Origin of the sequence: Paraburkholderia phymatum STM815 (assembly GCF_000020045.1) — a bacterium.
GTDB classification, from domain to species: Bacteria; Pseudomonadota; Gammaproteobacteria; order Burkholderiales; family Burkholderiaceae; genus Paraburkholderia; species Paraburkholderia phymatum.
Genome location: NC_010623.1, coordinates 1425390 through 1438846 on the forward strand (window position 1 = coordinate 1425390; position 13457 = coordinate 1438846).

The following is a 13457-nucleotide window of genomic DNA, read 5'->3' on the forward strand; positions in this document are numbered from 1 at the left end:
TCGGGTTTGCTCTTATTTCGGGTTTGCTCTAATTTGCCGCCGGCATTCGCGAATGCGTGTCGGTGTTCATGCGTTGCCCGCACAGGCGCAACGCATGAATCACAAAGGCAATACGCAGATGTCAGCGACAACCACACCCAACCTCAATCGGCCCTGAGCACAATCGTCCCCAATGGTGGCAACACCAGAGCAGCGGACTGCGGCCGCCCATGCGCCGCCACCTCATCCGTATAGATCACACCGCCGTTGCCAACGTTAGACCCGCCGTAAACCGCGGCATCTGTATTCACGACTTCGACCCAACGCCCCGGACGAGGCATCCCGACCCGATAGCCATGCCGCGGCACGGGCGTGAAGTTGCACACCGTAATGAGTTCACGCCCCGCGCCATCCACGCGACGCCAGGCGAAAACAGAATTAGCGGTGTCATCGCCGATGATCCACTCGAACCCGCCCGGCTCAGTATCGAGACGATGCAGCGCCGGTTCCTCACGATACAACCGGTTCAGATCGCGCACCAGACGTTGCACCCCGTGGTGCAACTCGTCGTCGAGCAGATGCCAGTGCGGCGATCCGTCGTGATCGAACTCCGCCATCTGCCCGAACTCGCCGCCCATGAACATCAGCTTCTTGCCCGGATGCGTCCACATGAACCCGAAGTACGCTCGCAGATTCGCAAACTTTTGCCAGCGGTCGCCCGGCATCTTGCCCAGCAGCGAGCCTTTGCCGTGCACGACTTCATCGTGTGACAAAGGCAGCACGAACTTCTCCGAATACGCGTACACCATCGCAAACGTCATGTTGTGGTGATGCCATTGCCGATAGATCGGGTCTTCATGCATGTAGTGCAGCGTGTCGTGCATCCAGCCCATGTTCCACTTGAACTGAAAGCCCAGTCCGCCATCGTCGACGCGCGCCGTCACGCCCGGCCATGCCGTCGATTCCTCCGCGATCGTGATTGCGCCGTGCACGTCTGGCATATGCTGCACTTCATGATTCAGGCGCTTCAGAAACGCAATCGACTCGAGATTCTCACGGCCGCCATAAATATTCGGCACCCACTCGCCCGCCGCGCGTGAATAGTCGCGGTAGAGCATCGACGCGACAGCATCGACGCGCAGGCCGTCGACGTGATAGCGCTTCAGCCACGCCAGCGCCGACGCGATGAGGAACGCGCTCACCTCGTTGCGGCCGAGGTTGTAAATCATCGTGTTCCAGTCCTGGTGATAGCCCTCGCGCGGATCGGCATGCTCGTAAAGCGGCGTGCCGTCGAACTCCACCAGCCCATGTGAATCGTTCGGAAAGTGCGCAGGCACCCAGTCGAGAATCACGCCGAGTCCCGCTTCGTGCGCGCGGTTCACGAAGCCCGCGAACTGCTCCGGCGTGCCGAAGCGTGCCGACGGCGCGAACTGCGACAGCGGCTGATAACCCCACGAGCCGCCGAAGGGATGCTCGGCCACGGGCATGAACTCGATATGCGTGAAGCCCATTTCCTTCGCGTACGGAATCAGGCGATCCGCCAGCTCCGACCAGTTCAGGCCGCGATGCCCTTCCTCCGCGATGCGCAGCCACGATTCCGCGTGCACCTCGTAAATCGAAATCGCCGATTGCGCCGTCTGCTTGCCCCCACGCGTCTGCATCCAGTCGCCGTCCGTCCACGGGAAATGCTCGACCTCGTCGACATGCGCGACGATGGATGCCGTCGCGGGCGGCTTCTCCGTCTGCATCGCGCAAGGGTCGGCCTTGAGCGGCAGTGGATGCCCGTCGCGCGCCAGCATCTCGTACTTGTAGCGCGTGCCCGCGCCGATGCGCGGCACAAACAGTTCCCACACGCCTGCCTGGTGGCGCAGACGCATCGGATGCCGGCGGCCGTCCCACGAGTTGAAGTCGCCCACGACCGACACGCGCCGCGCATTCGGCGCCCACACCGCGAAGCGCACGCCAGGCACGCCGTCCATCGTGTGGGGCCGCGACCCGAGGCATTCGAGCACCGCATAGGGATCGCCCCACGCGACGCGCTGCAACGGCTCGTCGCCGAGCACGGAGCCGAATGAATAGGTGTCTTCGATCTCCTGCACCGAGCCATGCCAGTCGATCCGCAAGCGATACGGCACGGCTTCGCTAACCGGGCCCGCGAACAGGCCGCCCGGATGCAGCTGTTCCAGTTCGCCGAGCAGCCGGCCGTCGTCGCGCGCAATCACCGCGACGTGCGCTGCGTTCGGCAGCATCACGCGGACGACGGGACCGGCGCTTGTCTGGTGCATGCCCAGTTGCGAAAACGGATCGTGATGGCGCGCATCGACGAGCGCATCCAGGTCCACGCGATTCAGACCGGCCGCATCTAGTTGAACGTTGTGTTGCTCACTCATAGTCACCCTCTGATCCTTCTGGCGGTGTCGCGGCAGCCGACGGAGAATGCGGCCCCGCGCCCGTGTCACCGAGCAGGCTGCTCGTCAGTGCGGCGAGTCCGCGCACCGGCAAGCTGAGCCACGTCGGCCGGTTGGCCGCCTCATAGCGGATTTCATAGGCGGCCTTTTCGATCAGGAACAGATTGAGCAGCGCCTGTTCGTGCTCGGCCGCGACGAGCGGCTGTGCTGCCGCCTGTGTCGCCTCGCGGTACCGATCAAGGAAGGCCTCGGCGGCCGCAACACGGAAGCGCTCGAAGAGCACGCGCTTGCGGTCGGCCGTCATTTGCGGCGCGGCTTCCATTGTCGATTGTGCAGCGGCGCTCGCATACGACAGCGAACGCAGCAGACCCGCGACGTCGCGCAACGGGCTCGATTTCGCTCGCCGTTCGTCGAGTTCGCGCGCGGGCTCGCCTTCGAAGTCGATCAGGAACGCGTCGCCTTGCGACACCAGCACCTGGCCCAGATGAAAGTCGCCGTGAATGCGCGTACGCAGTGCATGTGCATCGGGCGTCACCAGCTTCGACACTGCTTCGACGAGCTTGTCCTTGCGATCGAGGATGCTGCGCCCCAGCAGCGCGGCATCCTCGCCGAGCTGACCGACGTTCTTTTCGAGCTGTTCAAGCGCGACGGCCAGCAGCTTCTGCGTGCCGTCGATCCACGCCTGCACCTGCTGCGCACCGGCGGGTTCGGGATCGAACGCGGGATCGTCCGAGGGCGCCGCGAGCGCCACATGCAGCTCGCCGAGCCGCTTGCCGATGATGCCCATGTACGACGCGTAGCCTTCAATCGCCTCTTCTTCGTTCACGCGATCCTGATTCGCCTGGTTCGCATCGCTGCCGTCCATCACGAGCGCGAGTTCGTCGATCGAACGGCGCAATGTGTCGAGCGCCCAGTTCCATGCATCGCCCTGGTTGTCGACGAAGCCTTGCAGGATGCACAGCGTATGCGGCACGTTCTCGGGATCGACGCGCACCACTTCGCCGATCAGCGGCGCCGTGTTCGCGTAGCCGAGCTGCGTCAGATAGCGGGTCATTTCCGCTTCTGGATGCACGCCCTTCAGCAGACGCCGCACGAGCTTCAGCACCACCTTGTCGGCGATCACGAGCGAGCTGTTACTTTGCTCGGCAGCGAGCCAGCGGATTTCCGGCTGATCGCCCAGTTCGAGTTCGGCGAAACGGTCCGTCGGAATGAAGTGGATCGTGCTCTTCTGCACGGTCGGCACGGCGGCGCGTTCGCGCAATTTGCGCAATGTGCCATAAGCGAACAGCGGCAGCGCAAACGCGTCCGTCAGATGGCCCACGTTGCGGCCGCGGCGCACGCGTGCGAGCGCGAGTTGCATGAAAAGCGGGTTGGTCGTATCGGCGCCCCACGTAATCGCGATGGGCAGCACATAACGTTCCGTGTGGTCGCCGACATCCGCTTCGATTTCCGTGAAAGCGAAGCCCGCTTCCGGAATCGTCGTGAGCGCGGCGAGCCGCACCGCGTGCATCTTCTGATCCTTCGATGCAAACCAGCGGCGGCGTCCCAGCCACGATGGCAGCACTTCGGATTCGAGCAGCCTCACGTTTTCCGGCGTCGGGCCCGTCTGGCCTTCGCGAATCACGATGGTGACGAAATCGGGGAGCGGCTCGGACGGCGGCTGGCTCCATGTGGGGCGGTCCTGGCCTTCGCAAAGAAGGAACCACAGGAAGCCGTATGGGGGAAACGTCAGCAGATACGTCAGCTGGCCGATGCGCGGAAAAACGGAATCGGCCGTCATTTCTATCGGCGTCGCCCCGTTGAATTCCGACAGATCGAGTTCGACCGCCTGCGGTGCGCGCGACAGGTTTGCGACGCACAGAATGGGCGGCTCGCCGGGCAGCTCGCGCAGATACGCGAGTATCTTGCGGTTGCTCGGCTTCAGAAAGCGGATCGTGCCGCGCCCGAACGTGTGCTTCGAGCGGCGTGTCGCTAGCATGCGGCGCGTCCAGTTGAGCAGCGAATGCGGGTCGCGGTTTTGCGCTTCAACATTGACGGCGTCGAAGCCGTACAGCGCGCCCATCACGGGCGGCAGCACGAGCTGCTCGGGGTCGGCGCGCGAGAAGCCACCGTTTCTGTCCGACGACCACTGCATCGGCGTGCGCACGCCGTCCCGGTCGCCGAGGTGAATGTTGTCGCCCATGCCGAGCTCGTCGCCGTAATAGATGACAGGCGTGCCGGGCATCGACAGGAGCAGCGAATTGATCAGTTCGATGCGGCGGCGGTCGCGCTCCATCAGCGGCGCGAGGCGTCGGCGGATGCCCAGGTTCAGGCGTGCCCGGCGGTCGCTCGCATACGTGTTCCACAAGTAGTCGCGCTCGGAGTCCGTGACCATTTCGAGCGTGAGTTCATCGTGATTGCGCAGGAAGATCGCCCACTGGTTCGTTTCCGCGAGATCCGGCGTCTGCTTCATGATGTCGGTGATCGGGAAGCGGTCCTCGCTCGCGATCGACATGTAGATGCGCGGCATCAGCGGGAAGTGGAACGCCATGTGGCATTCGTCTTCATTGCCGAAGTATTCCTGCACGTCTTCCGGCCACTGATTCGCTTCGGCCAGCAGCATCCGGTTCGGATACTCTGCGTCGATGGTCGCGCGAATCTTCTTCAAGATTGCGTGCGTTTCGGGAAGGTTCTCGTTGTTCGTGCCTTCGCGTTCCACGAGATAGGGCACGGCATCGAGCCGCAGACCGTCGATGCCCATATCGAGCCAGAAGCGCATCACTTGCAGCACTTCGCGCATCACGGCGGGGTTGTCGAAGTTCAGGTCGGGCTGGTGCGAGTAGAAACGGTGCCAGTAGTACTGGCCCGCGACGGGATCGTGCGTCCAGTTCGACGGTTCCGTGTCGATGAAGATAATGCGCGTCTTCTCGTACTTCTTGTCCGTGTCCGACCATACGTAGTAGTTGCGATGATTCGAGCCGGGCTTCGCGCGGCGTGCGCGCTGGAACCAAGGATGCTGGTCCGACGTGTGGTTGATGACGAGCTCGGTAATCACGCGCAGCCCGCGCGCGTGGGCTTCCTGAATGAAGCGCTTGACGTCGCCGATCGTACCGTAGTCGGGGTGCACGTTGCGATAGTCGGCGATATCGTATCCGTCGTCGCGGCGCGGCGACGGATAGAACGGCAACAGCCAGATCGCGCTCACGCCGAGTTCCGCGATGTAGTCGAGCTTTGCGATCAGGCCGGGGAAATCGCCGACGCCGTCGTTGTTCGCATCGAAGAACGACTTGATGTGCACCTGGTAAATGATCGCGTCCTTGTACCAGAGCGGATCGTCCGATAGGGTCGACACTTTGCCGCGCCGTGCCGTACGCGGCTTCGATGGCGCGGCTGCCGTCGTCGTGTCGGTGATATGGGCCTGCGACGTGCTTTCTGCGGGATCGTCACGTTTCATGTCGCACCTTCATTCATTGAATGTCGTGTCATGGGCGGCCCGATGCGCGTCGGCATCGTCGGGAACGGCCTCGCGCGGCAGGCCGCCCGCGGGCGCAATGCGCCAGATCGCGAACGGCCGAGTGCCGGGATCGAGCCGTACGTGTTGCCATCGGCCCTGCCATTGAAACCGCTCGCCCGTCATCTGGTCGATCACGTCGATGGTGCTGTGATCGTGCACGCCCCAGCGGTTGAATGTGGACCACGACAACTCGATATCCGCGCCCTGCTCGTTGTGCGGATCGAGATTGATCGCGACGACGATCACGTTGTCGCGCGCTTCCGTGGCTTTTTCGAAGAACAGGATGTGATCGTTGTGCGCCGGCAGGAACGTGAGATTCAGATGCGTATGCAGCGCGGGATTCGTGCGGCGGATACGGTTCAGTTCCGTGATCTCGCGCACGATGTTGCCGGGCCGGTTCCAGTCCCACGCGCGGATCTGGTACTTCTCCGAATCCAGGTACTCTTCGCTGTTCGGCAACGCGGCGGCTTCGCACAGTTCGAAACCGCTATATACGCCCCACAGTCCAGACAGCATCGTCGCGAGCGCCGCGCGAATCAGAAAGCCTGGGCGTCCCTGTCTTTGCAGATGGCGCGGGTTGATATCGGGCGTGTTCACGAAGAAGTTAGGCCGGAAGAAGTCGCGCAGACTGGTCTGTGTGAGTTCCGTCAGATACTCGGTGAAGTCGCGCTTCGATTCGCGCCACGTGAAGTACGTGTACGACTGCGAGAAGCCGAGCTTGGCGAGCCGCGCCATCACGCGTGGGCGTGTGAACGCTTCCGACAGAAAGATCACGTCGGGATGCCGCGCGCGCACATCGTTGATCATCCATTCCCAGAACGGAAAAGGCTTCGTATGCGGATTATCGACGCGGAAAATGCGCACGCCTGCATCGATCCAGAACAGGATCACGTCGCGCAGCGCGATCCACAACGCGGGCTTCGCGTCGCGCGCATAGAAGTCCGGATTCACGATGTCCTGATACTTCTTCGGCGGATTTTCCGCGTAACGCAGCGTGCCGTCGGGACGCCATGCGAACCATGTGGGATGCTGCTTCAGCCACGGGTGATCAGGCGAACATTGAATCGCGAAGTCGAGTGCGATCTCGAGGCCATGTTCGTGCGCGGCGGCGAGCATGCGCTTGAAGTCGTCGAGCGTGCCGAGCTGCGGATGCACGGCATCGTGTCCACCCGCTGCGCCGCCGATTGCATACGGACTGCCCACGTCGTCCGGTCCCGGCGTGAGCGTGTTGTTGCGGCCCTTGCGGTTTGCGATGCCGATGGGGTGGATCGGCGGGAAGTACAGCACGTCGAAGCCCATGTCGCGGATGCGCGGCAGTTTGCGGATCACATCGTCGAAATTGCCGTGCCGATGTTCGTCGTCGCTCATCGAGCGCGGGAAGATCTCGTACCAGCTGCCGAAGCGCGCGCCCGCGCGTTCGGCGTCGATGCGATAGACGATCGGATCGCGCGACAACCCCGGACGATGGCGCGCGGCGGCAAACGCCTCAGCCGTGGTCGGCGCGAGCACGATTGCAAGACGCTCGCCCATATCGGCTTTCATGAACTCCTTGACGATCGCTTCGAGCTGCTGCGGCCGCGAGCCTTCGGCGGTTTCCGCTTCGGCCAGCGCGAGCGCGAACAGATGCTTCGCTTCCTCGACTTCGAGATCGACCGATTGATCAGCCTTCAGCTTCTTCTGCATGTGATCGACCAACGACGCGAAATCGTCGCGCCACGCGATCACCGTGTACTCGTGACGCCCGAGCCGTTCGAGCGCGATGCGCGCCTCCCAGATGTCGTTGCCTGCGGGCTGCGCGGGCGTCATCGGCGTTTCGTGCCATGCGGTTTCGTCGGCAGCGCGCCAGATCACGGCGGCCGCGATCTTGTCGTGGCCTTCGGCGAACACGGCTGCCGTCACGTGCACGCGCTCGCCGACGATCCGCTTGGCGGGAAAGCGTCCGTGATCGACGGAAGGCGACACGCTTTCGATGGCGACGCGCGATGTCGCGATTGCATCGAGCACGCTCTTGTGTCCCGAGGTCGTGGCGCTCTGCTTGTCGATGGGCGGCGCGAGCACGACGGGTCTTTCGGCGACCGCGCGGAACAGGCGGCACGCGCCCGGCGGCAGCGTGAAGGGCGTGAGCGGCTGCGGCGCGCCGCGCGTTTCCGTGCCGAGCGGCACGAAGCGCGTGAAACCGCCCGGCACGCCGTCGAGAAAGCGCGCGGGATCGACGCGCACGGGTGTGCCGAGTTCGGGATTGATCGCGATCAGCACCGCTTCGTCCGCATCGCGCAGGTCCCTTTTGTCGCCGCGTAGTAGAAGCGCGGCATGCGTGTCGGGACCGGACAGCGAGCGCAGCTCGCCGTTCGTCTGCAACGACCACGTGTCGCGCGCAATCGCATTTGCATGACGAACGCGTTCGCTGAGATCGAAGCGCGCCGCGCTGCGCAGGCTTGCGTAATGACCGGCGTCGCCGAGCGTATGCGAGATCGGCTCGGCAATGCCGTATTCGAAGCCCATCGGCATCAGCCAGCCCGTACCCGTCGACGCGGCCGTCATCAACGCACGGCGATACGCGCGCTCGACGATAGCGGAGTCGTGCACCTGCTCCAGGTCCGCCGCGAGGCGCGTGCCGTACGGCGCTTCGGGAAACGCAATGGGCGAGCCGGCGCGCGTCAGCACGGCATGCTCCTCGAGCATCCACGGCGCGCGGAAGTCCCACCAGCGCGACGACGAGAACACGGCATCGAAGCCTACGCTTTCGAGCGCGACGATGTCCGAACGCACCAGGCCGGGCGTGGCGGCGAGAAAGCGCGTCGACGGATGGCGCGACGCGCGCACGGCATCCAGCAGACGCCGCCATGCAAACACAGGGACACGATGCGGCGAATCGAACCGGAAGCCACCGATGCCCGCGTCGGCGAGCGCATCGAGCGTATGCGCCCACCAGTCGATCAACGGCCCGGCGACATGCTCGTTGCTGAAATTCGCATACGCGACGTTGTCTTCGTGGCGTGCATGACGCGGATCGAGCCGCGCCTCTTCCGGCTCGAACGGATGAAACCAGTCGCGATGCTCGCGATAGAGCTGACCGTCGGCGGCCGCGCGGTCGATCACGAGATCGACCAGCAAGGTGAGACCATGCTGACTCGCTGTTTCGGCGAGACGCTGCAGCCCTTCGTGCGCGGGCTGGTCGGTGGCGAGCGCGGGATGCAGCCGCGCATGATCGCTGACGATTTGCGCGTGGCCCGCCTGTCCCGGCTGGAACAGCCCGCCGATCAGCACATGATCGAAGCCGAGCGAAGCCGCGTGCGCGAATTGCGCGGGCCACGCTTCCAGCCGTCCGACGAGGGGAGAATGAACGAAGTAAATCCGCGGCGCGTAGGCGTGGGGAGCTTCCATCGGTCGTTTCCAGATTCGTCCTGCTTTGCGGCGTGGATGCATATTCCTGCGATCACGACCGCCTATTAGGCTTCAGAGCCGGATGCCGCGCGATGCGTCCTGCGACGGCGCGTACTGCTCAATGTAGTGCATTGATCGACATGCGGTGCGTCAGTTCACACTGTCCGCAAACTGTCCGGTAAGGACGAAGCTTCGCGGGGGCTCGCGCTGCATGTCATCGGTCAGAAATCTGTCGACAGGCGGGTTAGGAGCAAGCGTTATGCCAGAAGACAAGGCAGGAAAGCCACGGCTGAAACACAGACGGGCGGGCGACGACGCCTGGCGCAGCCCGGTACGGCCGATTCAGCAAATGCGCATGCGGCGTCGTTCATACGAATGGCGCGGCGAAAAATGAGGAAGCGTGTAATTCGGGTGTGTCGTGGGACGGCTGTTACATGGCATGTTGCCATAGCCGCGCGCACGTGACAGCGAAGCGGGTGACAAGGCGCGAACCCTCGCAGCTCGCGCATGCGCACGAATCGAAAAGACGGGTGGCCGCTGCTACGATCCGAGCAGGCCCGCCGCCATATTCACGCACAGCCCGAGCACGGCTACGTTGAAATAGAACGACAGCACCGACTGGGCGAGCGCTGCGCGCCGCACCTCACGCGAACACAGCACGACGTCCGACGTCTGCGATGCGACGGCGATCGTGAACGAGAAATACAGGAAGTCCCAGTAGTTCGGCTCGAGCTTGTGGTCGGGAAACTTCAGCGCTGCTTGCTGCTGGTCCGTGCCGAAATGGAGGCGGGCGTAGTGCAGCGTGAAGATGGTCGGTACGAGGAACCACGCGCCGATCAACGTGACGCCCGTCACGACGTAGTGCGACACGCCCGTGCTGCCTTTCGACGACGCAAGTTCCAGCACGATAGCGACGATGCTGGCCACCGTCGAGAGGCAGACGATGGCCAGCACGACGACGGCATTCTCGTCTTCGCGCTGGGCGATGTCGCGCACGCGCTCGTGGTCGGCGCGCGCCATCTCGATCCACATCAGCGCGAGATAGGTCCACACGGCGACGTCCCATGAGACGAGCACGCGGATGATCGGTCGCATCTGCACGCTGGCGAGGAGCGCGCCAATAGCCACGCCAACGACGAAGCCCAGGACCATGCGCGGCCGGTTGCGCAACACCTGCGGATAGACACTCATGGGCGCGCGCTCCTGGCAGCATGGTATGACAACGGTATGTCGCAGTGCGACTCTGAAGGCTGCGGCGATTCTACGTCGGTATGCTGCATGATTTGTCGGAATGGGTGCCTGGACGTTATAGCTTTCCCGCAGTTTTGCTCATTGGCCTTGCATGCGGCTTTCACGGGTTGTTTCGTTCTCGCGCGTGGCACCCGGCGAGCGTGCAAAGGCGGTAGGGCTGTCGACGATCGGGCATCGAAGGTCGTGCCGATCGAGCCCGTCAACATGGCCGCTTCGTCGGACAGAATGTCGCCGAACATATTGCCCGTGACGATCACGTCGAACGACTTCGGCGCCTTCACGAGCTGCATCGCCGCGTTGTCGACGTACATGTGCGACAGCTCGACGTCCGCATATTCCTTCGACACATCGATCATGATGTCCTTCCAGAACTGCGACGTTTCGAGCACGTTCGCCTTGTCGACGGACGTCAGCTTCTTGCCGCGCTTTTGCGCCGCCTGAAACGCGACGTGGGATGCTCGGCGCGTGCGCTTCGGGGGCCGGCCTTGCGTTTGCATCGGCGGCACGCTGCGGGGCGATGTCGGACGTCCTCGCACGTGTCGCGGGCATAGCGCCCGCGCTCGCCGACACGCCGCCGCCCGCCGGCGGCGGAATCGACGCGTTTCTCGCGCTCTCAGCCCGCCCGAGCCAGAAAGAAGACGGGGTGATCGAGCTCTGGTTCGCCCATCACCGCGTCGCAAGACTTGACCTGAAGACACCCAAACCCTGACCATCAACTGTCAGCGATGTCCCCGTACGTGTGCCAGCCATGTCCCCAGTCTGTACACCGCCGCAAAGAAAGTAGGTGCCGCCCCGCACAGGGGCAACGCATGAAGCAAGACGACATCACGCGGATGCCAGCGAAAGCGAAAGCGAAAGCGAAAGCGAAAGCGAAAGCAAAACCAAAACCGAAGAAGCGCAACGCGAACCGCAACATCAAAAAGAACACCAAAACCAAAAAACCGCCGACCATTTGGCGCCCAAACGCGAGATGCCCCGCATACAGCGCTTGCGGACCCGCACTATCATGCAGTTATGGATTCCACACTTTTCACTCTCGTCCAACATCATCCCGCGAATCGCACGGGACGCGACTTCGTCGTCGGCGATCTGCACGGATGCCTCGATGCGCTGCGCTTTCTTTTGCGCGAGATCGAATTCGCTCCTTCACAAGACCGGTTGTTCTCGGTCGGCGATCTCGTCGACCGTGGCTCGCAGTCCGAAGAAGCCCTCGCATTGCTCGATAAGCCCTGGTTCCATGCCGTGCTCGGCAATCACGAGGACACGCTCTGCGCCGTCGCTGAAGGCAAGCTGAAGAAGCAATGGTGGTACGGCATAGGCGGATTGTGGAGTGCGCATCTGTCGGCCGACAAGCTACGCGCCTATGCGCACCGTCTGCGCACGCTGCCGCTCGTGCGCGTCATCGGCTCGGGCAGCGAGCGCTTCAACGTGCTGCACGCAGAGTTTCTCGGCACGGACGCCGAACTCGATGCCGACGACTTCTCCGCCGACATGCGCCAGCAACTGCTGTGGGGCCGCAATCTCGCGATGGGCACGGCGGACCCGAGGTCCCAGTCCGGCCTGTCGCTGACGTATTGCGGACATACGCCGATGCGCGAAGTGCAGCAGATCGGCGCGCAAGTGTTCATCGATACGGGTGCGTTCGGTCCCGGCGGCAAGCTGACGATCGTCGAGGCGCGCACGACGAATCGCTGGTCAGTGACCGTCGACGTGGCGCGCTCGGTCGGTGCTTCGGCGCTGGCGCTGCCGTAGACGCCGCAACCGTCATCCCACCTGGTTCAATTCGAAGACCATGTCGACGGCGCTGCCGTTCCAGTTGTACTCGAGATACGCCGCGTGATGACAGTCGCGCAGCAGCGTCGTCTTGAACGCGGCGAGACATTCGCCCGAAGCGTCCCGCACCGACGGGTAAACGATGCCCGGCGCGCCCGCCTCGCGCGCCGCGCGGCCGAGCACCTGGCCAGGCGCGTAGTCGTTCGGCGACAACACCGATGCATCCACCGACTCCGCGCCGCGCAGATCCACCACGTCGCCTTGCGCCATCACCGTGTAAAGACGCATCTGCTGGCGCATCGGCGGCTGCCGGGTGGCGGCGAGAAACAGGCCCGAGTGATAGCGCGTCTCAGCGATCGCCGTTTCGCGCGAACGCGCACAGTAGAACACGCCGTAGGTGCCGTCCGAAAAACGGCTGCCCTGCGGGTTCAGATGCGTAAGTGCGGCCATGATCGGCCCGTACCCCGGACCGAATCGCCTTTCTTCGCGCGGCACCAGATCAAGATCGCCGATCTCGGTGCGCACCCGGTCATTGGTCATCGCCTCCAGCGCGTAGAGCGCCTCGAAATCTTCGGGCGATGCGACGCGGTCAAACAGATTGACGGCGGGAAAGCGAGTGGGAATCACGCGATACGCCGGCGTCCAGGCGAGCGACGTCACGCGCCAGTTGTCTTGCCATTGTGGTTCTGTCACGCCCAGCCGCCTCGCATTGCGTCGAGATACTGGCGCACGGCCACGAGGTCGCTGATGTTGCCCGCCAGCATGCGGTCGAGCGCACGACGGCCGCCGAACGGCGGCGCGTCATTGGGCCGCTTGACCCACGCATCGGCTGCGGCGGGTTGCGGCAGCAGGATTTGCAGCGCCTTGTAAATGCCCAGCAAAAGCGACAGCCGCTCCAGCGTGTCGCGGCTGAGGCGCGCAGTTTGCGGCTCCTGCCGCCATTTAAACAGCGTGGATCGGCCGGGCGAGCCGAGCAACTTGATCTGCTCATCGGTGCTCAGTTCCCAGGCGCTGGCGATCTTGAAGAACGCGCGCAGACCGGCGGCGGACATGTCCGCCACGGAAGGTTCGGCGGGAGGGCGTCGCAGCCGTCGTTCAGCGCTCGAATAGTGGGCGGCGGAAGACATGATTGGAGTCCTTAGTTGAACTTTTAAGAAATATTAGTCCAT

At 63.6% G+C, this 13457-nt stretch carries 8 protein-coding genes and 1 pseudogene; 2 read left to right on the forward strand and 7 right to left on the reverse strand.

Annotation, left to right across the window (positions count from 1 at the left end; translation table 11 throughout):
• Nucleotides 1-143 precede the first annotated feature (143 nt).
• The 5 genes and pseudogenes from glgB to BPHY_RS39700 form a co-directional block, all read right to left on the reverse strand.
• Nucleotides 144-2369, reverse strand: a complete 2226-nt coding sequence (glgB, locus tag BPHY_RS22085; RefSeq protein WP_012403679.1) for a 1,4-alpha-glucan branching protein GlgB — start codon at nucleotides 2367-2369, stop codon at nucleotides 144-146.
• The gene (gene treS, locus BPHY_RS22090; protein WP_012403680.1) at nucleotides 2362-5820 is read right to left on the reverse strand and encodes a maltose alpha-D-glucosyltransferase; all 3459 of its coding nucleotides are present in this window, start codon (nucleotides 5818-5820) and stop codon (nucleotides 2362-2364) included. The genes glgB and treS overlap by 8 nt, the downstream gene beginning before the upstream one ends.
• A gap of 9 nt (nucleotides 5821-5829) precedes the next feature.
• Entirely contained in the window at nucleotides 5830-9264 is a 3435-nt protein-coding gene (locus tag BPHY_RS22095; protein ID WP_012403681.1) for a maltotransferase domain-containing protein, read from the reverse strand.
• A gap of 540 nt (nucleotides 9265-9804) precedes the next feature.
• On the reverse strand, nucleotides 9805-10455 hold the full coding sequence (locus tag BPHY_RS22100; protein WP_012403682.1) for a DUF1345 domain-containing protein: 651 nt from the start codon (nucleotides 10453-10455) through the stop codon (nucleotides 9805-9807).
• Between the two features lie 245 nt (nucleotides 10456-10700).
• Nucleotides 10701-10979 (reverse strand): annotated as a pseudogene (locus BPHY_RS39700) (isocitrate/isopropylmalate family dehydrogenase); the annotation flags it as partial.
• Nucleotides 10980-11032: 53 nt separating this feature from the next.
• On the opposite strand from BPHY_RS39700, the gene BPHY_RS22110 reads away from it, so the two are divergent.
• Nucleotides 11033-11224, forward strand: coding sequence for a hypothetical protein (locus BPHY_RS22110; protein WP_041764531.1), 192 nt, complete (start codon nucleotides 11033-11035; stop codon nucleotides 11222-11224).
• A 305-nt stretch (nucleotides 11225-11529) separates the two neighbouring features.
• Complete coding sequence (locus BPHY_RS22120) at nucleotides 11530-12267, forward strand: metallophosphoesterase (RefSeq protein WP_012403683.1); 738 nt, start codon at nucleotides 11530-11532, stop codon at nucleotides 12265-12267.
• A gap of 12 nt (nucleotides 12268-12279) precedes the next feature.
• Here BPHY_RS22120 and BPHY_RS22125 read toward each other — a convergent pair whose 3' ends face one another.
• Nucleotides 12280-12981: an RES family NAD+ phosphorylase gene (locus tag BPHY_RS22125; RefSeq protein WP_012403684.1), complete on the reverse strand. Its 702-nt coding sequence runs from the start codon at nucleotides 12979-12981 to the stop codon at nucleotides 12280-12282.
• The gene (locus tag BPHY_RS22130; RefSeq protein WP_407671275.1) at nucleotides 12978-13340 is read right to left on the reverse strand and encodes an MbcA/ParS/Xre antitoxin family protein; all 363 of its coding nucleotides are present in this window, start codon (nucleotides 13338-13340) and stop codon (nucleotides 12978-12980) included. Before BPHY_RS22130 ends, BPHY_RS22125 begins: the two co-directional genes overlap by 4 nt.
• Between the last annotated feature and the right edge of the window lie 117 nt (nucleotides 13341-13457).

Bases quoted from the DNA above. Each gene is read 5' to 3' on its own strand.
- BPHY_RS22100 (WP_012403682.1), bottom strand. From the start codon at position 10,455: ATGAGTGTCTATCCGCAGGTGTTGCGCAACCGGCCGCGCATGGTCCTG.
- BPHY_RS22110 (WP_041764531.1), top strand. From the start codon at position 11,033: ATGTCGGACGTCCTCGCACGTGTCGCGGGCATAGCGCCCGCGCTCGCC.
- treS (WP_012403680.1), bottom strand. From the start codon at position 5,820: ATGAAACGTGACGATCCCGCAGAAAGCACGTCGCAGGCCCATATCACC.
- BPHY_RS22130 (WP_407671275.1), bottom strand. From the start codon at position 13,340: ATGTCCGCCGCCGGTCTGCGCGCGTTCTTCAAGATCGCCAGCGCCTGG.
- BPHY_RS22120 (WP_012403683.1), top strand. From the start codon at position 11,530: ATGGATTCCACACTTTTCACTCTCGTCCAACATCATCCCGCGAATCGC.
- glgB (WP_012403679.1), bottom strand. From the start codon at position 2,369: ATGAGTGAGCAACACAACGTTCAACTAGATGCGGCCGGTCTGAATCGC.
- BPHY_RS22095 (WP_012403681.1), bottom strand. From the start codon at position 9,264: ATGGAAGCTCCCCACGCCTACGCGCCGCGGATTTACTTCGTTCATTCT.